We start from the raw sequence: 22751 nt of genomic DNA on the forward strand, positions 1-22751 counted from the left end.
TTTCTCTATGCTGTTAAAAACTTCAGATACTCATTTCCTCAAAATTTCCAGCTATTGGCTTGTCATCCTGACCATCTGGCTGGGCAATCAATCGGTCTTTGGTCAATCAATGACCAATCCAGTGGAACAGGTCAGTTTTCAAACCCCTAAAACCCTTTACTTCTCAGGGGAGAAAATCTGGTTTGATGCCAAAGTCACCATAGGAACGGAGCCCTCGGCCTCCCAAGTCGTTTATGCCGAGTTGGTTGACCGAAATGCTGTTTCCATCATTCACGCCAAAGTCCCTTTACAAAAAGGCGAGGCCGTCAATTACCTCAAAATTCCGGAACAGACCCCATCGGATCATTATTTACTGAGAGTTTACACCCGCATCAGTCCTTATTTGGATATCAATGCCGGTATTTCTCAGCAGTTTGTGACCGTGATCAATCCAAGAATACCACCCAAGTCATCCAATAATTCTCAAAAAGCAGTTATTCAAGCAAGTCAGCAAGTCGCTAAAGGAGCTACAGTTGAATTCCCTGCTTCAGTAGGTGGAGTTGCTGTGGCGAACGCTTCGGGGATTTCAATTGCCAACCCTTTTCTTCCTGAGGAGCAGCATCAATGGAAATCAGATGAAGTTTATACCGATTTAGTAAAAGAAAATCTTTTGCCCGAGCTATTTGGTCATGTGGTCAAAGTAAAAGTCCCCACCCCAGATACCACCTTAACCTATTTTCTTTCGGTGCATGGTGTCCAAAGTGCGCTATTTACAGACCATCCCGATCGAAACGGAAATTTGGTTTTTGACATAGGTGGCTTACGACATTGGGATCGATTGATCGTGCAGCTCGAAAATGGTCAGGAAATGCCTGGATTGGAGGTCATTTCCCCTGTAATTAAAACCACCTTTCGAAAGGAGTTTGACTTCCCTGAGCTGACCATCCAGGAATCCCAATTGGAAGAACTCAGCCGGCTGCTGAAGGCTTCCATGATGCAAACTTATTTTTTGGAGCGCTTCGAAAACGACTCCTTGGAAGTGGTGACTGGATTCGTGGCAGACTATACTTATCACCTGGATGATTATACCCGTTTTGAAAATGTAGAGACAGTGTTAAGGGAATACGTACCAAGTGTAGCCGTTCGCACCAGAGAGAAAAAGAAGGAGTTTCGATTGCTCAATGAGGCTAACAAAACAGTTTTTGAAGCTAATCCCTTGATTGTAGTGGATGCCATGCCTGTCTTTGATTCGGATTTGTTGGCTTCCTTTAATCCAAAATTGCTGCAACGATTGGAAGTGCTTAATCGGGAGTTTTACCTCAATGATCGAACCTATCCGGGAGTATTGAGTTTTTCCAGTTACACCAATAATTTCGGACTGTTTCCGCTGGCGCCCTCTGCGCGCTTTTTTGATTACCATGGACTTCAGCCATTTATCGAATTGGACAAGAAGCAGTTTTCTTCGTCAGCTGCCAATGACAGGTTTCCGGATTGGAGAACTGTCTTGTTTTGGGGAGAAAATGAGAATAAAATCAGCGTACAAGCCCCTGACTTAGCTGGAATATTTGTCTTCTGGGAGCGAGAAATTCAAAATGGGGTTCCTTCGGTGAAGCGAACCTATTTCCAAGTCAAGAATTGAAAATTACTCTACCTTTTTGCCCAATTCCATTTTGAAAAACTTTTGGAGTAGGTTTTCATAAACCTGGCTATCGAGTTGCTCTTGTCCTAACCCCTTTTTCTCGGGAAATGTCTCCATGTGCAAGGTTTGGGTAGGAAAGGCAAATCGTATCCCAAGGGTATGTGCCAGTTTGACAATCTGAATTAAGATTTCGTGCCTAGACTGGAGTTCTTCCTGAATATTTGGGACCTCAAAGAAAATGTAAAACATCACATCCTGACTATAGCTCGAAAGGTTGTTGAAGTAGACATGATAAAGGTCTTTTCTGGTCTTGGGATGGGTTTTGATGATTTCTCGCAAGCCTATGACAAACTGGTCTATCAATGCCGGAGGCGTGTCGTAGGTGATGGTCAGCGTAGTGGTAAATCTTCTGTATTGTCTCAACCCGTGATTGTCGACGACGGCGTCCGCTATTTTTCCGTTTGGAACATACATTAGTGAGTTTCTGAAGGTCCTGATTCGCGTAGACCTGAAGCCGACTTCCTCGACAGTCCCGTCGATTTCTCCCGAAGTCACCCAATCCCCTACCTGGAAAGGCTTATCGATAAAGATCATGATCGAGCCGAAGAAGTTTTTGATCGTGTCCTGGGCAGCAAGCGCGATGGCCACACCGCCGATCGATAATCCGGTCAAGAAAGGAATGATATCCAAATCGAGTCCATCTCTCAGAATGAAAAGTGTGCCCACGATGATGACGAGTGCCTTGAGTGTTTTGCGAAGCAGCGGAACAAGTTGATCATCCAGCGTGGAGGCAGTTTTGGCGGCGAGACTGGCAAAATAGGCGGCAATGACATCTACTATTTTGTAAAAAATCACCATGATCAAGAAGGGCTTCAGCGTATTGAAGACCACTACTATCCAGGCCCAAATCTCAACCGGAAGATGCAATACTCTGATCAATAGCGATAGTAGCAGCACGATCAGGTAAAAGCTGGTAATTTTGGCGATTGGGAGGAGGTAATTTTTTCCGATATCGCCATAGCCCAATCTGCTCATTAGATAAAGGAGGACTCTGTCTACCAAAAAAGTAAAGACCAAATGTGCCAAAAAGGTCATCAGAATAAGGATCAAAATTCCCAAAATCTGCCAGAGTTGAAGCCCTAAGTATTGCTCAGTTCCCATTTTTGGCAGCAGATTGAGAAGCTTATCTGTTCCCAAAGGATAGGTTTCTGAATGTAGCTGAGCGATTTGGCTTACTGAAAAAGAAGAGAATTTCCATTGACTACCTTGCTTCTCCAAGTAGATGGCGGGAAGTCTTTTTTTATCAAAATAGTATTTGTGCTCCGCGTTTGAGGCAGAATCCACATAGTTTGGCTCATTTGGAATTTCGCTCGTGCGGATGATGATCCCCTTTCCCTCTAGCACTTGCTGGAGCTTTACAGCAAGTTCTTCTGGATCGCCAATTACGCCTCGTCGATCTAAGGTCCTAGCTGCTCGGTTAGGTTTAAAGTTTTTGGGATCCAGGTTGAAAAAGAAACTTAAGGTAGTGTGGTAGGGAGAGCTGAGATTTACTCCCTCAGGTAAAGGTTTGGAATCTTGTTCGTCCACGAGGAGCTGTCCAAATCCTTGACTGACTAACAGGAGGCTGAAAGAGCATATGAGGAGTAATTTCTTAATCATGAGCGATAGGACTAGGCTTTAGCAACTTTGGGAATTGTTAACGATTCGTGACCTGATTAGTCAGGTATGACGTATTCAAAGAGGTTTTTTCCGGATCGGGTACGAATGAGCAGTTGACCCAATTGAGGTTGGTGAGTGATTTGGATTTCACCTTCGCTTTCGAGCGGAGCATTGGTGAGCATGTTTCCCGAAAGGTCATATAAGTATCCAAACCCTTGTTCCAAGTCGGTTACAGCGAGGATTTTTCGGTTTGATCCAAAATCAAAGAAGCCAAACCATGCATGTTCGCCCGAAATGGGTAAGGTCATCAACGATTCCTCCTTGTCATTGAGTATGACTGTCTTGTTGAATTGCTTCATCAAAATAAGACTTGAGTTACCTTTTTGGTCTGTAATTAACTCAAAGCGATCATCTCGATTAGACTTTTCGAGTTGGTTTCGATACTGAATTTCCCCTGAAAATGATCCTCTCACCAATTCCCCTCCTTGGGTGATGGCCGAAAGAACTGGAGAGTTTCCTGAAATCAATTTTGCTGTGGAACTGATCTCTTTTCCCAAATCCAGGGGAGAGCCAGGCTGTTTTTCTCCTCTCCTATTGAAAAAATGAACTTTGCCCGACTTGCCTTGCGCGATCATAAAATCCCCTTTTCCGGGAACCCTAAAATGAAACGGTGCTCCAATGACCGTTTCCCCGAGTTGGAGTGGGCTCCAGCCTTCCAAAGCCTTACCGGTTTTGTCAAACAGCCAAAGGTTCCCTTTTTCTGTAGCGGCAAAATACCGGTATTCCCGAGTCTGTTCATAGTCCACCAAATTCAGGTTGGTGAGCTTGTCTTCTGGAATAGATAGTGGAAAACCCGGGAGAAAATTTCCCAATCGATCGATCGCATAGATTTGTTCCTCTGTGGCGAAGAGTAATTGCAGTTTCCCATTTTTGAAAAAGTCGATCTGGAACGCGTCTGAAATCACTGGTCCTGAAAGGGGAATAGTATAAACCTGCTCACCATCAGAATTGAGGAGGTAAAGGACGTGATCTTGATCCTGAATGACGAGATCTTGGGTGTTGTCATTAAAGTTTTTGATCACTTTTGGGCCATAGGTGATCTGTTGGCCAAGACTGATTTGCTTTCCTGATACCAGCTCAAATGATTTTTTGGTAGTAGTTTCAGCCGGCGTATTCTGAGAAAAATAAAGGGTTAAACTCCCCTCAGGGCCTGAGGGGTAGTGATTGATTTTGAAACTCACGATCGGGAAAGCCTGGAATTCGGCTTCATATTTTTGCAGAAATGTACTCCATGTAGGATTGCTTGTCTGCACCCAATGATCCCAGATTTTAGTTAAAAAGAAGGTTTTGCTGTAGCCCGAAGACGGTGAAATGGCTTTTGAAAAAGAGTCTTTCGTAGATCTGGCCCAAGTATTCCCCTGGTAGTAATCGTCCATCAACAATTTCATTCCCTGTGCTGAATTGGTCATCACCAGGATGTCTTCCAAGAAACTGATATGAGTCTGGTCAAATCCTGAAAATTTCCCGTTGAACAGGTGTGCAGGGAATTCTTCTTCAGGGAAAAACAGGATTTCATTCTCTCTGTAAAAGTCACCCGACTCAAACTCGGAGTTGCTTCTGAACTCCTTGAGATAGGCCCAAATTTGTTCTGGTTGATTGGTTTTGACGAGTAGAGCCTGAATGTCGGTCTGATTGCCGATTGGTTCGAGTTGAAGCAAGTACATTTCTCCTGTAAAGTCGTCTAAAAATCCCCGCTCAATCAATTTGGTTTGGATTTCCCCGCTAAGTGTGGATATCGGCGTGAAAGCAGGATTTTGAAGTTTTTGGGTTTTAAGAATACCGTCCAGATTGATTTGAGTGATCGCTTGAGTTTTTGTAGAGATCAACTTCTCAAATTCGGGAAACTGGGCCTGGACGGAAGGGAGAAAATTGATCTCATTCCCCAATTTGACAGGTCCTTTAAAGACCAATTGATTCTCTTCAAATGCCAAATCCAAGGCGACCACGTAGTCCGAAAGACTCAATTCTTTGATCATATTGCTTTCCCGGGTGGAACTGATTCCGCTCAGTAACCTGCTCAGCCCCTGAGAAGTCAGAATCAGCCTGCCCAATCCAGAATTGGCTTCCAGTTGATTCCCTAGTTTATCTGAAAGTTGATTGGGTGTATCGCTTAGGTAAAAGCGAATTGCCTCCTCAATCACGAAAGAAGAAGAGGATATCAAGAGTACATTATTGAGTGTCGTAATTGACCATTTCCTGGAGTTGGAGGGATCCAAATACTCCAGAATCTCCAGATCACTGTAGTTTCGGGTTTGGAAGCGAGCTTTGGAAGGGATTTTAGACCTAAGATCTTCCAATAATTCTGTCGGAGGGGTATTCCCAAAATTGACAGTAAAAAGTAAACTGAAATTATCTACTCCCGTGGCATGGTAACTGACGGTAACTTGCTTTTTTCGCAGAATTTTGGAAAGTGATCCGTTGCCACCCAGAAGGCTGTCAAGAGTGCCTAGTTGCGAAGCGATCGACTGGAATGCAGGGAATCTGGATAACGGATTCCAGACAGGTTGATTGACCAGTTCGTTCCAAGTTTGATCTGCTTGAGTGGATTCAAAAATGAAAATTGCATCCCCTGAAATCAGTTCTAGGCTATTGATTTTTCGTGAAAAAATATATTTCTCATACAGCACATAGCCTCCCCAAACCAGAAGGCTGAGAATCAGGATGACCAATAGACTTTTCCAGATTTTCACAGGGATAGGGGGTGATTAAACATTGAGTATACAAAAAAAGACCTAAGAAACTCCGGAATCATCGGAAGAATCTTAGGTCCAGCTGGATCAGGTGTTTGGATTATTTACCCAAGCGGTCCAATACATTCATTACTTCTTTCACGTGGCCTCTTGATGTTTCCAAAAGCGCTTTCTCTTCTGCATTAAGGTCCAGTTCGATTACTTTTTCGATACCGTTTTTACCCAAAATTACAGGCACACCTAAGTAGCAATCATCGATTCCATACTCACCGTCAAGCTTGATACATACCGGGAATACTCTTCTTTGATTTTTAAGGATAGCTTCTACCATTTGAGCAGCTGCTGAGCCCGGCGCATACCATGCAGAGGTTCCCATGAGTTTTACCAGCTCACCGCCACCGAATTTGGTTCTTTCGATGATTGCATCCAGTTTTTCTTTTTCCACTAATTCTGTCACAGGGATACCTGCTACAGTCGTATATCTTGGAAGTGGTACCATGGTATCTCCATGACCTCCCATAAGGATCGCCTGGATTTCCTTACCGGAAACGTTGAGTTCCTCAGCCAAAAACGCTCTGTATCTGGCAGTGTCCAAGATACCTGCCATACCCATCACTTTTGTTCTTGGCAAGCCTGAAGTCAAGTGTGCCTGATAGGTCATGACGTCGAGAGGATTGGAAACTACGATAATGATGGCGTTTGGAGAATATTTGATCACATTTTCAGTCACCATTTTCACGATTCCAGCGTTGGTCTCGATCAAATCGTCTCTGGTCATGCCTGGTTTTCTTGGAAGACCTGAAGTGATCACTACCACGTCAGAATTGGCAGTTTTGCTGTAATCGTTGGTAGAACCCACAGTGCGGCTATCGTACTGGTTGATTGGTGCTTTTTGCCAGATATCAAGTGCCTTGCCTTCGGCGATGCCTTCCTTGATGTCTACCAATACGATTTCTTCTGCTACCTCGCGATAAGCTAAAACATCGGCACAGGTGGCACCTACGTTACCTGCACCAACTACGGTTACTTTGCTCATGTTTCTTATAGATTTTTTTTATGTGAACTGCCTTATAAAGCGCCGCTAAGTTAATAAGCAATGCTTACGTAGAGAAACCTGCCAGAGATTAGTTTGTTGCCTTTTAACCGATTTTTGATGAATGAAACGTCTGACAGATGAGCTGTTTATTCAAACATTTGTCGGAGGCTGAAAAATCCAAATGATTCCCTGTAGGATCTGAATAACCGCTGATTATTGGTATTGTAGTATTCTGCCAAGGAAGTCATCATCTTGGCTTTGATTTTCGGGTTGCTGTCAAAAATCTCCTGTATGGCAAAGTGAGGAATCACAATCAGCTCGGCCTCGTCTGATGTCACCAAGGCGGTGTAGGTTCTTTTGGCATTTTCGAGCAAAGAATTCTCTCCAAAGGCATCACCTCGCTTCATTTGCAGGATCGTTTCAAAGTTGTCCCTGACATCGATGGTGAGATCTATTTGTCCTCTTCGGATCAGATAAAGAGCTTGGCTCGGGTCTTTGGTGAAAAAAACCACTTCATCCTTTACATACTTACGCTCGTGCATGGCAGGCAGAAATCGGGCAAGCTCTTTCTGTCTCAATCGTTCAAAAAATCTGATCCCCTGCATGAAGTCAAACATTTGCAGTTCCTTAGGTTCATAGGTTTTTGAAAAAGGATTTCGCATGATTTAGCGTTTTTTGAAGTGAATGGTTTGGCGGGTAGCAGGGGTGATTTTTGCCCAGTCGGCAATCCTCATCCCAATTACCCAGGCAATTTTATTTCCTGAAACAAGCACCTTTACTTCCTGCTTTTTGGGCAAAGGCACCTTGAGATCGATGAGAAAATCCGAAATTTTCTTTTCCGATTGCATACCAAGCGGAAAAAATCGATCACCTTCTTTCCAAAGGCGAATCTCTAGTGGGAATTCCAAGCGATCTAAATCCAAAAGCGCATTTTGAAGTCGGAGATCGATAGCTTGAGGCTCCGAAGATCGAGAGATATCATAGGTTCCCTCAGGCAGGTTTAGCTCAGGGTCATTTTTTTGAATGTGGAGGGTTTCAAAGGGAAAGGGTTTGGGACAGAGCATCATCTCCTTTCGGTCAAGCCATAGCTGAAAGTCTTTTCCGATGAACACGGTGCCCGGCTTTATTTCAGCAAGACTTTCCCAAATCTGTTGGGTTTGGTCCGAATTGAACCCAAATGACCTCAGCCAAAAGTACAAAAGCGATGCTCCACCGGGCAGATGGGCAATGTCCGAGTACTTGAGAAGTTGGATTCCATCCTTTTCCACAATGCTTGTTGCTTTCCAATAGTCAAACAAACCTGAAAAGGCCCTCCCTGTATCCTTCAACCGTTCAAAGCTGGTCAGAAGGTTTTTTCGGGCATCAGCTTCCAAGCTAAGGATGGCGGGGAGTCCGTGGTGCCGCAGCTTGTTACGCTTGTAGTCTGATTTCTCGTTTGAGCTGTCTTCCCTCCATTCCAACCCGCCCGATTTCATAAAATCAGTTAATTCTGCTCTAGAAAATGGAAGCAACGGTCGAATCAGCCAACCCTTTCGCTCACTCATTCCGTAGACACCCTCTATCCCTGTTCCTCGGAGGAGGTTGAGGAAGATCGTTTCCAACTGATCATCTTCATGATGAGCCAGTAGGATTCCGTTTAGGTTGAATTTGGCTCGGATTTCTTCGAAAAAGGCATATCGGATTTCCCGTGCAGCCATTTGAATGGAGATTCCCTGAGAAAGTGATAAATACTTCGTATCAGCAATTTTCAGGTGAAAATTGATTTGGTGCTTTTGGGCCCAGTTTTCCACGAAAGATTGATCTCCATCGCTCTCCTCTTCTCTCAATTTGAAATTGACATGAGCTATATCAAAGGGAATGCCTGCTTGCAGGAGTAAGTTTGCCAAAGCCATGCTGTCCATTCCGCCACTGCAGGCCAAAAGGTATCGATGCTGAGGTAATAAAAGCTGACGGGACTGAATGTGGGAGATAAAGACTTCGCGCATTAATCAAAAATAGCTTTTTCTGCTAATTTTGCCGACATCCAACGATTTATGAACATTCGTTTTTCTCCTTACTTTCTATTGCTGCTGATTTTCCTGACTCCATCAGGCACAAGTTGGGCACAGCAGTCTTCGACTTTGGAGATTATCAGTGCGGATTTGCTTCAAGGGGCTAGCGGTTTTGAAAGGCTACTTGGCGCAGTCAAAATGAAGCATCAGAACTCGTTGATTTATTGTGACTCTGCGCATTTTTATCGAGGCGAAAATAGAGCCCAGCTCTTTGGTAGGGTTAGGATAGAAGACGAGAAAGACCCGATCACTACCAAAAGCTCTTATGCCGAGTACGATGGAAATACCAAAATCGCCAAACTGAGAAAAAATGTGGTTTTCACCAATCAAAAGACCACGCTCTACACGGAATTTTTGGATTACAATCGGGAAACTAACGTTGCCAATTATTTTGATAAAGGCAAAGTGGTGGACTCGGTCAATGTACTTACCAGCGAAACCGGCATCTACGAGATCAATTACGAGCGAATCAGCTTTCAGCAAGATGTGGTTTTGGTCAATCCCGACTACACGCTGAAAACCAATGATTTGATCTATTTGACTGTTCCAAAAACAGCTCAGACACAAGGCCTGACCAATATTGTCTCCAAAGAAGGCTACAACCTGGATGCTCAAAATGGAAGCTTTTACGATACTCAAAAGAAACAATTCCGGTTTTTTGATGGGCTAGTCGAGACCGACGAAAGCCGGGTCAAAGCAGACGAATTGTTTTATGACGAGTTGGAGGCCTATTATGAAGGAAAGAAAGATGTACGGGTATTCAATAAAGAGCGGAAAGTTGAAGTCTTTGGTGATGTGGGTAAATATTGGGAAAAACGGAAATACAGCGAGGTTTTCGGCAATGCCCTAGTTAGAAGGTATTTTGAAAAGGATACGCTTTTTATGGCAGCGGATACCTTGATTTCTCATGACAATGAGCAAGATTCTGTGAAATACTTGCTGGCCTACCATGGTGTAAGGTTGGTCAAGTCTGACTTATCAGGAAAAGCAGATTCTCTTTTTTACAACTATTCAGATTCTTCCATTCAGTTGTTTAAAGATCCTGTTATGTGGAATCAGAAAAGCCAGATTTCAGCCGATAGTATGGTGTTTTTTATAGCAAATGAAAAGCTTGACCGTGTTTACATGAAAGACAAAGCTTTTGCAATCATGACGGACACGCTCTTGAATTTCAATCAGATGAAAGGAAGGAAAATGACCGGCTATTTTCAGGAAGGTCAGATTCAAAAACTATTTATCGAAGGAAACGGAGAGTCTCTTTACTATGCGTTGGAGGCAGATACGCTGACCCAAGGGGTCAATCGAATTTTAAGTGCCACCATCGAACTTGGCTTTGAAGATGGATACATCAAAAAATCAAACTTTGGAATTCGCCCTGACGGCAAATTTATTCCTGTCCAAAGAATTGATGAGAAAAATGGCCAACTGGAAGGATTTAAATGGAGGATTGGAGATAGGCCTAATAGGAAAGATATTGATGAATGGAGAAAGGTCATCGAAATCGATCCAGATCTGAAAACGTTCTTTAATGATCCGGATGTCCGCCTGGAAATGCCTACGGATGAACAAATCCAAAAGGCCCTTTATCCCGGAAAAAGGATGGAAAGTCTCCCAAACCTTCCGTGATCGTTCATAAGATCAGGGAGGTTTTGATTTTTTTTCGAAGGTTAACAACAATTAACCGCCTTTTTTAAAGTTTGGGTATCCGTTTGGATATTTTTGTCCGTATATTAAATACTCGTTACAAACTGGTTCCGCTTATTGATTTTACTTCTACATGAAATCCTTCCTACTCATTTCCACATGGCTGATGCTATTGCTACCTGCACTTGCAGGTGCACAGCAAGTTCGTGTGTTGAGTGAAGTGGTTGATTTTTCGGGTGACATTGGCTCCTCTCAGCGAAAGACTATCATCTTGCATAACGAGTCAAACCAGCAAAAAACATATTTATTGAAGAATGTGCGCGGAGGTATTGGTTCTTCTCAAAAGGTAAAGGTGTGTTTTGGTGATCAGTGTTTTGATCCGAAAAAAGAATTAGCCAAAGTCAGCATCAAGCTAGCTCCGGGAGAGATTTACACAGATTTTTACATGGAATTTGAAATGGGTATTGCAGAGACCAAGGGTACTTTTGATTTATATTTTGTCAATGCAGACAATCTTCGCGAAAACTTCGTGGTTGAGGCTAGGTACTCAGTTTCAGGTACTGCCAAAGTGGAGTTTTCCCATAAAGACATAAAGCTCAGTGATGTGTACCCCAATCCAAGTAGTAGAATTGCGCAACTCGACTATGAGCTGGTCAATCCAAAAGCCAAAGCAAAAATCACCATCAACAGTTTCATTGGCAATCCTATAGCTGAGTATGAGTTGGATCCGGAGAGAAATTCTTTGTTAATCAATGTTTCAGATTTTCAGCCTGGAGTTTATTTCTATACGCTCTTTGTAGACAACAAGAATGTAGTCACTAAGAAACTACAGGTAAAGAAATGAGGAAGTTACCTCTTTCGTCATCCATTTGAATCCGAATAATTATCCCCTATATTTGCGCTCCTTAAAATGCACATGCGAGTCCTTTCCAGATTAATTTTCATTCTCTCTATCGTTATTGCCGCTTGTGGGCCTTTTTCCAAGTTGGAAAAAAGTACCAATTGGGAAGAACTTTACAATGGAGCCAACAAGTACTATCAGGAAGGTGAATACAATAAGGCTATCATCCTTTATGATAAGGTACTGCCTGTAATTAAAGGTTCGGAAAAAGCAGAAATGGCCGAATACAACTATGCGAATTGTCATTTCAAAACAAAGCGATACATAGAGGCAGCAGGTTATTTCAATACATTTTACAGAACCTACAATAGAAGCCCGTTGGCGGAGGAAGCGTTGTTTATGCATGCTTACTCCCTGTATTTGGATGCTCCAGACTTCAATCTAGATCAGCAAAGCAGTAAAGAAGCAGTGTCAGCCATTCAGCAGTTTGTTGGCAGGTTTCCAGCATCAGCCAGCTATGAGCGAGCTATTGAGATGCTCAAGGATTTGGAGGACCGATTTGAGAAAAAGGCTTACAGTGAGGCAGAGATGTACTATAGGCTGAAAGACGGGTTGTTTCCTGGAGACTTTTACAGAGCTTGTATTATCAATTTTCAAAATTTCGCAAAAGATTATCCGGAAAGTAAGCACAATGAAGAGCTTGCCTACAAGCTGGTAGAAGTGGCCTACGCTTATGGTAAAAACAGTGCCTTTGACAAAAAGGAAGAAAGACTTAATGACGCAGTAAAATATGCGGCAAACTTCTACCGAAAATATCCCAACAGTGGATTTACCGCAGAAGTGAAAAAATTTGAAGAGCAGACCAAGGAGGAGATTGTGGCACATGCCAAGGCTAAAAAGGAATACGCTGATCGATTGGCAGCCCAGACCGCTGCGGCAGACTCAACTCAAAAAGTAAATCAAAACTAGAATCAAATCAATAAAATCATATGGCAGTCAATCCATCCATCATTACTAGAGATCTGGATAAAATCGCTGAGCAAACAGGTAATATCTATGAGTCTATCCACATTGTTGGACAGCGAGCTAAGCAGATTTCCACCAACTTGAAAGAGGAATTGAACAACAAACTTTCTGAGTTTGCCTCAACTGTGGACAATCTGGAGGAAGTATTTGAAAACAAGGAGCAAATTGAAATCTCCAAGTTTTATGAAAGAATGCCTAAGCCATCTACTCTTGGCATGGAAGAATTTATAGAAGGTAAAGTTTACCACAGATATCCTGATCAGGAAGGAGCTGAGTAACTTTCATGAATCTAAAGGGGAAGCGAATCCTTCTGGGTGTGACAGGCAGTATTGCTGCTTATAAGTCTGCCTTGCTTACACGCTTACTCATCAAATCCGGGGCAGAGGTGCAACTCATCATGAGCGCCTCTGCTCTTGATTTTATTACCCCATTGACCTTAGCCACGCTTTCTAAGCGACCTGTTTTTTCGGATTTTTCTGATAAAAAATCTGGACAATGGCATAATCACGTTGAACTTGGACTTTGGGCAGATCTTTTTATTGTTGCTCCACTAAGTGCAAATACACTTGGTAAGTTTGCCAATGGAATTTGCGACAACCTTTTGACCGCCACTTATCTTTCTGCCAGGTGTCCTGTGATGCTAGCCCCAGCCATGGATTTGGACATGTATCAACATCCATCAGTTAGGGCTAATCTCCAAAAAGTAGCCTCTTTTGGCAATATCATCTTGGATGCAGAATCAGGCGAATTGGCAAGCGGGCTTTCAGGACAGGGAAGAATGATGGAGCCTGAGCACATTTTGCAAGAAGTAAATCGATTTTTCAGTTCCTTACTTGATTTCAAAGGGAAAAAAGTAATGGTCACGATGGGGCCAACTCAAGAGGCGATTGATCCAGTCCGTTTTATTAGTAATCACTCCAGCGGTAAAATGGGTTTGGCCATAGCCAAAGCATTTCAGAAACAAGGAGCTGAGGTTTTTGTGGTATCGGGACCTGTTAGTTTAGATCTCGGTTCTGAGGGCTTTCATTTGTATTCTGTTCATTCGGTAGATGAAATGTACAAAGCAGCAAAATCCATTCATGATCAAATGGATATTTGCGTTTTTGCAGCAGCGGTGGCTGATTATTCTCCTAAAGTGATCGCTTCTGAGAAAATCAAAAAGCAAGGGGAAGAACTTTCGATTTTACTCAAGAAAAATGTAGACATAGCCTTAGAGCTTGGCAAGTCAAAAAGATCCAATCAAATTCATGTGGGTTTTGCTTTAGAAACCGAAAAAGAAGAGCTACATGCTAAAGCAAAATTGGAAAGGAAGAACTTTGACCTGATCGTATTGAATTCCGCAAAAGAGGAAGGTGCCGGGTTTCAGCATGACACCAACAAGGTGAAGATTTTTCACAAGGATGGAAAGGCAGTGCAGTCCGATCTATTGCCTAAATCAAAAATCGCAGATCTGATTCTAGATGAAGTCAAAAACCTTCCCGTTTGGGTTTGACCCAAAGATTTTTGTTATGTTTAGCTACATGAAGAGAGGCTTACTTGCAATCTTACTTTTCTTTTGCGCATCCGGTTTGGTGGCTCAGGAGCTAAACTTTACTGTCATTATCAACAGTGATCGATCCCGATTCCAAAACACTGACGTCTTCAATCAGATGAAGGCGAGTTTCGAACAGTTCCTCAATGGCCGTTCGTGGACCAGTGATGAATTCAGACCAGAGGAGCGGATCAAAGGCAATATGCTGATTACCATCAATGAGGTGCCTCAAGTAGGTGTCTACAGTGCCACGGTTCAAGTCCAGGTAGTTCGACCTGTCTATGGCACGAACTACGAGTCCCTGATTTTCAATTTTGCCGATCGCAACTGGTCTTTTGAATACATCGAATCTCAACCCTTAGAGTTCAACCGCTTCACTTTTCTAAACAACATCAGTTCGCTACTCGCGTTTTATGCCCATATCGCTTTGGGGATAGATTATGACTCGTTCTCGAGCAAAGGGGGAAATCCCTACTTTGAAGTGGCCAATGATATTGTGAACAACGCTCAACAGTCAGGCCGTCCTGGATGGGTGCAAAACCCGAGTGATCGGAGAAGTAGGTATTGGCTGATCAATGATATCTACGTTTCTACGGTATATTCTTCCATTCGTGAAGCGTATTACCTCTATCACAGACAGGGCTTAGATGTGATCCAGAGCAACCCTGATGAAGCTTACAAGAATATTTTAGCAGCTATACGGCTGGTCTCTGAAGCCAATAAATTACAGCCAAACGGAATCTTCACCATCAGTTTTGTAGATGCAAAGGGGGATGAAATTTCTCAAATCCTCAAAAATGCTCCTTTTGAAATCCGGGAGGAGGCAGTCAAGCTACTGCTGGAAGTAGATCCAAATAATGCCAGAAAGTACAATGAGCTTCTCAGAAGCTAAGCTCAGTTTTTTTAGCTTTGCCACAAAGCCAAACTAGTCCATGCTTAAGTCACTCAGTATCTCAAATTATGCCTTGATTGATCAGCTGCTCATGCAGCCCAGTCCCAAGCTGAGTATGATTACTGGCGAGACAGGTGCCGGAAAGTCTATCATGCTAGGTGCAGTGGGGCTTTTGCTTGGCAATCGTGCAGATACTAAAGTACTTCTCCACGAGGACAAAAAATGTGTGGTAGAAGGCGTCTTTGAGATCCATCAATACGGATTGAAGGCCTATTTTGAAGAGTTGGAGTTGGATTACGAGGAGACTTGCATCATTCGAAGAGAAATCAGCGCAGGAGGAAAGTCACGATCCTTTATCAACGACACACCGGTATTGTTGGACACCTTAAAGGTCCTTGGGTCGAAATTAATGGATGTGCATTCACAGCACGATACCCTGTTGCTAGGCGAGGGGGCATACCAATTGAGTCTAGTGGATGCCTTTGCGCAGGCTCAGCAAGAGTTAGCGACTTACCAACTTGCATTTAAGGCTTTTAAAAAGGCCCGTAAAAATTTCGAAGACCTTAAGCAGAAAGCGTTTGAGCTCAAAAAAGAGGCTGACTTTAACCAGTTTCAATTGGACGAACTGAGTGCGCTGTCACTTCAAGCAGGAGAACAGGCTGAGCTTGAATCCGCTCAGGAAATCCTCGAAAATGCTGAAGAAATCAAACTCAAGATTAACGAACTGCTCTCCATTTTTCAGGATGAGCAATTTGGAGTCATCCAGGGTTTAGGCCAAATCCAGCATGGATTGCAGGTTTTAGAGCGACTTGCTCACAAACTCGGAAGTTATCGTGAGCGATTTCATACGGTATTCATCGAGTTGAAGGATATTGTTGAAAGTCTCTCTGATGAGGAAGCCAGAGTAGAGGTGGACTTTGGGAAATTGGATCAAATCCGAGAAAGGCTAAGTAAGATTTACCAGCTCCAGAAAAAACATGGAGTACAGACAGTAGAGGAATTGATGACCATCGAAAGTCAATTGGCTGACAAGGTTTTTCAGTTTCAAAATCTGGACGAAAGTCTGGCTGAGGCTGAGAAAATTTTCCAAAATTCGGAAAGTTCCATGCTGGAAACCGGTAAACTACTCAGTGAAAAAAGGAAGTCCTGTTTCTCGTCTTTTGAAAGCGACCTGCAGCAATTACTTTTCGGCTTGGGGATGGAGAATGCCAAGATCAAATTGGATCTTCAAGCCATCTCCCCATCTCTGTCAGGATTGGATGAGGTGGAAATTCTCTTTTCAGCCAACAAAGGCGGCGCCCTTCAGCCCCTGAAAAAAGTGGCTTCAGGCGGGGAATTTTCACGCTTACTCTTTGCCATCAAATACCTCATGGCGGATAAAGTGGCGCTTCCGACTTTGATTTTTGATGAAATCGATACAGGGATCTCCGGAGAAGTGGCCCTTCAGATGGTGCGTATGATGAAGGATATCTCACAGAATCATCAAGTCATCTGCATCACTCATTTACCTCAAGTGGCCGCCAAAGGCGAGTCTCATTACTTTGTTTACAAGGATAATTCCTCGGATAAAACCATCTCCAAAATCAAACTTCTACAGTCAGAGGAAAGGGTACAAGAACTGGCAAAAATGATCGCAGGGACCAATCCATCGGCTTCAGCTTTGGCCAGTGCCAGAGAGCTGTTGCAGAATTGAGGGTTGAACTCCTAAATTTTGTATATTTTTACCCGAATTTTTGAAATCAATCAAATAGCTATATGCCAGAAAATTTGCTAAAAGGAAAAGTGGGAATCATTACAGGTGCCCTTGATGAAAACTCCATTGCTTGGAAGACTGCACTCAAAGTAAAGGAGCAGGGTGGAAGATTCGTTCTGACCAACGCACCGATTGCCATGCGAATGGGAGCCATCAAAGAACTTGCTGAAGAATGCAACACCATCGTCGTACCTGCCGATGCCACCGTCGTGGAGGATATCGAAAAGCTTTATGCGGAAGCCAAGGAGTTTTTGGGTGCTGATTTTGACTTTCTCCTGCACTCGATCGGGATGTCTCCAAATATCAGAAAAGGAAGATCCTACGGTGACCTTAATTATGAGTGGGCGATGAAATCCTACGATGTGTCAGCCATTTCCTTTCACAAGATGATGCACGTAGCTGAAAAGATGGACATTATGAAAGAATGGGGGTCGATTATTGGCCTTTCTTACATCGCAGCGCAGCGAGTGTACCCATTCTACACAGATATGGCTGACGCTAAAGCTCTTTTGGAAAGTATTGCTAGGGGGTACGGCTATCGATTTGGCAAGGCTAAGAAAGTGCGAGTAAACACCATTTCCCAGTCACCGACCAAGACCACAGCAGGTACAGGAATCGGAGGATTTGATTCCTTTTTCAATTTTGCAGAAGCGCTCTCTCCACTAGGCAATGCTTCCGCAGATGCTTGCGCAGACTACATCGTGACCTTATTCTCTGATTTGACCCGAATGGTGACGATGCAAAACCTTTTCCACGATGGTGGATATTCCTTCACCGGGATTTCAGAAGAAATCATGGAGAAATTCAAAGATTTGTAACAAACGCAGAATTATCTGAAAGCCTCGAAGTGATTCGGGGCTTTTTCATTTTCCAGCTGTCCAAAATAGATTTTTTGATTTCCGATTTTCGCCTAACTTATCCATCCAAAGAATCCACCATACTTTATGTTGAAAAAAATCACCTTACTCGGCCTCGCTGTGTTTTCATTTGCAGTGGTGGCTGTTTCTCAAATTATGCCTTCTCCCAATCGGGCAGAGGGTGACGGTCCCTATGATCGGCTGATTATTCGCGGTGTCACATTAATTGATGGTACTGGTGCACCACCGATAGGACCAGTGGATATTGTGGTCGAGAAAAACCGAATCACCCAAGTACAAATCGTGGGTTATCCAGGATTGGATATCAATGAAAATCGCCGTCCAAAGGCGGATGATAAAACCAAAGTGATGGATCTGGAAGGCCACTACTTGCTTCCCGGATTTGTGGACATGCACGGGCATATCGGGGGAAATGGTCAAGGTACACCCGCAGAGTACGTCTTCAAACTGTGGATGGCTCATGGGATCACCACCGTGAGAGATCCTTCTGCAGGAAACGGTTTGAATTGGGTGTTGGATCATAAAAAGAAGTCCGCAGCCAATCAGATTACAGCGCCAAGAATCCTTGCTTATACAGCATTTGGTCAAGGAGCCACTTCTCCCATCACCAATGCAGAGCAAGCAAAAGCTTGGGTAAATGAAAACAAAGCCAAAGGGGCCGATGGAATCAAGTTTTTCGGAGCAAAGCCTGAAGTGATGCAAGCCGCCATTTCTGAAAACAAGCGAATCGGCTTGGGCTCAGCGATGCACCATCAGCAGATGGATGTGGCCCGTTGGAATGTGCTTCACTCTGCTCGAGCTGGATTGACCTCCATGGAGCACTGGTATGGACTTCCGGAAGCGCTTTTTACAGATCGCACCATCCAGGATTTCAGATTGGATTACAACTATCAGAATGAACAGCATCGTTTTTCTGAAGCAGGAAACCTCTGGAAGCAGGCAGCAGCGCCGTATTCAGAACATTGGAATAAGGTCATGAATGAATTGCTTGAATTGGATTTTACCCTAGATCCAACGTTGAATATTTATGAGGCCAACAGAGACCTGATGCGTGCACGTACACAAGAGTGGCATGATGTCTACACGCTTCCTTCGCTTTGGAGATTTTACGCCCCAAACAGACAGTCCCATGGATCGTATTGGTTTGATTGGACTACCGAACAAGAAGTACAATGGAGAGAGAATTACCGTCTTTGGATGACTTTTGTCAATGAGTATAAGAATCGTGGAGGACGGGTGACTGCGGGTTCCGATTCTGGATTTATCTACCAGCTCTATGGCTTTGCGTATATCAGAGAACTGGAAATGCTCAGAGAAGCAGGTTTTCATCCTTTGGAAGTCATTCGCTCGGCCACTATGTATGGAGCAGAAGCTTTGGGTATGGATAAGGAAATTGGAACAGTGGAAGTGGGCAAGTTGGCTGATTTTGTGATTTTGGAAGAGAATCCACTTCAAAATCTAAAAGTGCTTTATGGTACCGGTGCTATTCGGATCAATGATAAAAATGAACCCGTCCGTGTGGGTGGAGTGAAATACACTGTAAAAGACGGAATCGTTTATGATGCCAAAAAGATGCTTCAGGATGTAAAAACCATCGTAGACCAGCATAAGGCAAGAGAGAATGCCAGAATTACCCAGCCTGGACTGGATTGGTAATCAAATCTGATTACAATAGTCCTAATTGAGGGCGGAGCAATTAGTCTCCGTCCTCATTTTTTTTTACCTTCCGTCATTACCTAAAAACCTACAGCTATGCCCTCTATTTTAGCCAACGGCGTCCAACTTTATTACGAAGAATACGGTGCCGGTGAAGATACCATCGTTTTTTCGCATGGACTTCTATGGAGTCACAAGATGTTTGAAGCACAGATTTCGGCACTTTCCAAAGATTATCGGGTGATTGCTTATGATCATCGGGGACAAGGTAAGAGTGAGGTCAAAGCGCCATTTGACATGGATACCGTGGCAGATGATGCCATAGCCTTGATAGAGTCCCTTCAACTCGGCAAGGTTCATTTTGCAGGCCTTTCCATGGGAGGTTTTGTAGGTATGAGATTAGCAGCTCGAAGACCGGACTTGCTGAAAAGTCTAATCCTGCTGGAGACTTCTGCGAATGCCGAACCGGTAGAAAATCTGCCTAAATACAAGACGCTTAATGGCATTGTCAAATGGGTGGGGATCATTCCACCGGTAGCTAATAAAGTTATGCACATCATGTTTGCAGAATCTTGGCTGGCTGACAAAGCAAATCTGCCTTCCATCAAGCGTTGGAAAAAGGAATTGATGAGCAATAGAAAAAGTATTACAGGTCCTGTAGAAGGAGTAATTTATCGAAAGGGAGTCGAGGACGAATTAAGTAGGATTTCTTGTCCTACGCTGGTGATCGTGGGGGATGAAGATGTGGCTACCAAACCTGAAAAAGCAAAATTTATACAAATGGGTATCTTGGGGGCTAGGCTTCACGTGATCCCGGGCGCAGGTCATAGCAGCTGTATTGAAAAACCGGAGAACGTAAATCAATTATTAAAAGACTGGCTTCAAGCCAAAAGCTAAAAAAAAAGCCCCTAAGGGCTTTTTTTTAATTGTTTTGGAATACTCTCACATAATCCACAATCATATGCTGTGGAAAAGTGGACGTAGCATCAGGAGATCCTGGCCAATTTCCTCCCACAGCGATATTGAAGATAAAGAAGAAGCTTCTTCTGAATTCATCCAATTGGGTAGGGGTGGTATCGATCACATGGTATTGCTTGTTGTCAATCAACCAACGGATGGATTTGTCATCCCAAATGATGGAATACACATGAAATTTATCGGAAAGCGTACCACTACCTAAGGTGTATTTGCCTCCAAATTCAGCATGTTTGCCGTCATGTTCCCAATGGACAGTACCATGGACGGTATTCTCTCTGCCATTTCCTCCAATCATTTCCATGATATCAATCTCTCCGCAGGCAGGCCAACTGACCGTGTCAAAGTTGGATCCGAGCATCCATAGAGCAGGCCAAATTCCCTGTCCTTTTGGTAGAGAGGCACGGATATCTACTCTGCCATACCTGAATTGCTGTTTGCCCTTGGTGATAATTCTGGAAGAGGTGTATTCTCTTCCTCCAAAAGCTTCCTTTTTAGCTGTAATGACCAAATGACCATTTTGAATGCTGGTATTTTGTGGTCTGTAGAATTGGAGCTCGTTATTGCCCCATCCATTTTGTCCATTTCCCGTTTCGTGGCTCCAATTGGCCTGATTCAACGTAGCTCCGTCAAATTCGTCAGACCATAGCAAAGTCATGCCGGGGTAGGTGGTTGGCGAGGTCAATCCCTGAGTCGGAATGGTTACCAAATCACCGCTGCCTTTCTTGGGGTCCTCATTGGATACACAGGCAGATAGGCCAAAAAAAGCCATGATGGAAAGTAAAAAGAGATTTTTCATAACCTTCTAAATTAAATCCCCGGTGGATCAACCACCGGGGATACCTAAATCAGGCTGAAATTAATTTGAATGTCCACCAAACACCTGTTCCGGCTTGGATCTGAACGGTCATTCTTTTTACCCCTGCTGTTTCGGTCAAGCTGACCACTTGATAGGTTACTTCTCCGGGTGCTGTGACATTAGGCAATTCGCCTGCATTTACAGCTTTAGGAAGACCTACATGAGCTCCTTGGCCGATCAGTCTTAGCGTGCCTCCATCATAAATGTAGGTGAAAGTACCTTTGCCATCATGTGGCGCTTTTGGAGCTCCACATCCATCTGCGGCAATTCCCTGCCAAGTTTCCAACCACGTCTGAGTTCCCATATCCATGGTGAAAGAGCCATTTTCTGCGAAGGTATAGGTGTCGTCAAAGAAACAGGCTCTGGTGGTCACGTCTGCGACGGTATTAAACCACCACTCTCTGCTTCCTGCGGTAGGACCTACCGACAAAGCACCTTCTACTGGCTCCATTTTCCACTTCCCTACGATTGCCGCACTGGCTGGAGGTCCTGAAATGAGTTTGAAATCCCACCATACGCCAGATCCGGCCTGTACTCTGAGTGTCATTCTTCTTGTATCCCCTGTCTTGGTTTGGTCTACAATGGTGTAGGCGATTTGATTAGCTACAGCTGCACCATTGGAGATTTCTCCAGCATTGTTGACTTTCGCCAAACCGACATGTGCACCTTGTCCAATGAGGGTAAGGGTGGTACTGGTATAAGTGTAAGTGTAAGCTTTGGAACCGTCAAATGGAGCCTTTGGTGCTCCGCAGCCGTCTGCGGCTACACCTTGCCAAGTTTCCAGCCAAGTGGTACTGCCCATATCGATTTTGAAGCTTCCATCGTTACCAAAGGTGTACTTGTCATCAAAAAAACAAGCTCTTGCAGAAACATCACCGGTAGAGTTTTGCCACCATTCGCTGCTTCCTGGAGTTGGTCCAACTTTCATTGCCCCGGCTACAGGCTCCATCGTCCAAACACCCGAAATGTCGAATGCGGGTCTGATGGATGCTACTCGGAAAGAAATGTTTTCTGTGGATTCATTTCCATTGGAATCAGTCACTTTGATATCCAAGTTGTAATCACCCGGGTCAAAGCCGCCTTTCACTTCAATAGTTACTTTTTGGCTGTCACCTGAGAGTGGTATGGTTTCAGTTTTTACGGTAGTGGCTCCTTTCTTAATAGTGTAAATAAAGCTGGAAAGAGTGGTAATCTTACCATTGTCAATTCCATCCGAGAGGGTCACTTCCAATTTGAAATCTTGCTTTTCTACTAGCCCACTGGTGATAGGTCCTAAGGCAATTATCGGCGGAGTGTCCACCACTGGCACATCCGTGAATCCATTGTCACATGCCCATACCATTGCGGAGAGCAAGCTGACTGCTGCGATTTTTAGAATTGATTTTTTCATGGGTTTATTTTTTTGACCAAGTTCTTCCTAATCCCACTGTGTCCCAAAAAGGCAACTCCTACATGTATTCATCAGTTAGATTTTTGGAATACATCAAAAATTCATCAATCATTAAAAAATGGCTCAATTTCTTACATTTGGAGGCTTTTCGGTTTTTTATTTATTGCATGGAAAATGTGGGAACAGGTAAAA

Annotated in this window: 18 protein-coding genes; 11 read left to right on the forward strand and 7 right to left on the reverse strand. The window is 43.7% G+C overall.

Annotated elements, in window-relative coordinates:
- The first annotated feature begins 7 nt into the window (after positions 1-7).
- Positions 8-1618, forward strand: coding sequence for a hypothetical protein (locus ACFPIK_RS15035; protein ID WP_377916709.1), 1611 nt, complete (start codon positions 8-10; stop codon positions 1616-1618).
- Between the two features lie 3 nt (positions 1619-1621).
- Here the strand turns inward: ACFPIK_RS15035 and ACFPIK_RS15040 are convergent, their stop codons facing one another.
- The 5 genes from ACFPIK_RS15040 to tilS form a co-directional block, all read right to left on the reverse strand.
- On the reverse strand, positions 1622-3277 hold the full coding sequence (locus ACFPIK_RS15040) for a mechanosensitive ion channel family protein (protein WP_377916711.1): 1656 nt from the start codon (positions 3275-3277) through the stop codon (positions 1622-1624).
- A gap of 56 nt (positions 3278-3333) precedes the next feature.
- Complete coding sequence (locus ACFPIK_RS15045) at positions 3334-6027, reverse strand: hypothetical protein (RefSeq protein ID WP_377916713.1); 2694 nt, start codon at positions 6025-6027, stop codon at positions 3334-3336.
- A gap of 100 nt (positions 6028-6127) precedes the next feature.
- Positions 6128-7063: a malate dehydrogenase gene (mdh, locus tag ACFPIK_RS15050; protein WP_377916715.1), complete on the reverse strand. Its 936-nt coding sequence runs from the start codon at positions 7061-7063 to the stop codon at positions 6128-6130.
- Positions 7064-7209: 146 nt separating this feature from the next.
- The gene (locus ACFPIK_RS15055; RefSeq protein WP_377916717.1) at positions 7210-7725 is read right to left on the reverse strand and encodes a Crp/Fnr family transcriptional regulator; all 516 of its coding nucleotides are present in this window, start codon (positions 7723-7725) and stop codon (positions 7210-7212) included.
- A gap of 3 nt (positions 7726-7728) precedes the next feature.
- Positions 7729-9048: a tRNA lysidine(34) synthetase TilS gene (gene tilS, locus ACFPIK_RS15060; RefSeq protein ID WP_377916719.1), complete on the reverse strand. Its 1320-nt coding sequence runs from the start codon at positions 9046-9048 to the stop codon at positions 7729-7731.
- 48 nt (positions 9049-9096) lie between these two features.
- On the opposite strand from tilS, the gene ACFPIK_RS15065 reads away from it, so the two are divergent.
- The 10 genes from ACFPIK_RS15065 (at position 9097) to ACFPIK_RS15110 (ending at position 20232) form a co-directional block, all read left to right on the forward strand.
- Entirely contained in the window at positions 9097-10740 is a 1644-nt protein-coding gene (locus ACFPIK_RS15065) for an OstA-like protein (protein WP_377916721.1), read from the forward strand.
- Positions 10741-10891: 151 nt separating this feature from the next.
- A complete protein-coding gene (locus tag ACFPIK_RS15070; protein ID WP_377916723.1) occupies positions 10892-11602 on the forward strand; it encodes a T9SS type A sorting domain-containing protein in 711 nt (236 codons plus the stop codon).
- A 66-nt stretch (positions 11603-11668) separates the two neighbouring features.
- Positions 11669-12568: an outer membrane protein assembly factor BamD gene (locus ACFPIK_RS15075; protein ID WP_377916725.1), complete on the forward strand. Its 900-nt coding sequence runs from the start codon at positions 11669-11671 to the stop codon at positions 12566-12568.
- Positions 12569-12588: 20 nt separating this feature from the next.
- Complete coding sequence (locus tag ACFPIK_RS15080; RefSeq protein WP_377916727.1) at positions 12589-12903, forward strand: DNA-directed RNA polymerase subunit omega; 315 nt, start codon at positions 12589-12591, stop codon at positions 12901-12903.
- A 5-nt stretch (positions 12904-12908) separates the two neighbouring features.
- On the forward strand, positions 12909-14117 hold the full coding sequence (gene coaBC / locus ACFPIK_RS15085; RefSeq protein WP_377916729.1) for a bifunctional phosphopantothenoylcysteine decarboxylase/phosphopantothenate--cysteine ligase CoaBC: 1209 nt from the start codon (positions 12909-12911) through the stop codon (positions 14115-14117).
- Between the two features lie 28 nt (positions 14118-14145).
- The gene (gene porD, locus ACFPIK_RS15090; RefSeq protein ID WP_377916762.1) at positions 14146-15048 is read left to right on the forward strand and encodes a type IX secretion system protein PorD; all 903 of its coding nucleotides are present in this window, start codon (positions 14146-14148) and stop codon (positions 15046-15048) included.
- 40 nt (positions 15049-15088) lie between these two features.
- Positions 15089-16741 (forward strand): DNA repair protein RecN, encoded by a 1653-nt coding sequence (recN, locus tag ACFPIK_RS15095; RefSeq protein ID WP_377916731.1) that lies wholly within the window; start codon positions 15089-15091, stop codon positions 16739-16741.
- A gap of 62 nt (positions 16742-16803) precedes the next feature.
- Positions 16804-17619: an enoyl-ACP reductase FabI gene (locus tag ACFPIK_RS15100; RefSeq protein ID WP_377916733.1), complete on the forward strand. Its 816-nt coding sequence runs from the start codon at positions 16804-16806 to the stop codon at positions 17617-17619.
- Between the two features lie 126 nt (positions 17620-17745).
- Positions 17746-19335 carry an amidohydrolase family protein gene (locus ACFPIK_RS15105; RefSeq protein ID WP_377916735.1) on the forward strand — a complete coding sequence of 530 codons (1590 nt, stop codon included), beginning with the start codon at positions 17746-17748 and terminating at the stop codon, positions 19333-19335.
- Between the two features lie 96 nt (positions 19336-19431).
- The gene (locus tag ACFPIK_RS15110) at positions 19432-20232 is read left to right on the forward strand and encodes an alpha/beta fold hydrolase (RefSeq protein ID WP_377916736.1); all 801 of its coding nucleotides are present in this window, start codon (positions 19432-19434) and stop codon (positions 20230-20232) included.
- A gap of 25 nt (positions 20233-20257) precedes the next feature.
- On the opposite strand, the gene ACFPIK_RS15115 is transcribed toward ACFPIK_RS15110, so the two are convergent.
- Positions 20258-21109: a glycoside hydrolase family 16 protein gene (locus tag ACFPIK_RS15115; protein ID WP_377916738.1), complete on the reverse strand. Its 852-nt coding sequence runs from the start codon at positions 21107-21109 to the stop codon at positions 20258-20260.
- Between the two features lie 49 nt (positions 21110-21158).
- The gene (locus ACFPIK_RS15120) at positions 21159-22559 is read right to left on the reverse strand and encodes a COG1361 family protein (protein WP_377916740.1); all 1401 of its coding nucleotides are present in this window, start codon (positions 22557-22559) and stop codon (positions 21159-21161) included.
- Positions 22560-22751: the final 192 nt, after the last annotated feature.

Origin of the sequence: Algoriphagus aquatilis (assembly GCF_042657405.1) — a bacterium.
Lineage (GTDB): Bacteria > Bacteroidota > Bacteroidia > Cytophagales > Cyclobacteriaceae > Algoriphagus > Algoriphagus aquatilis.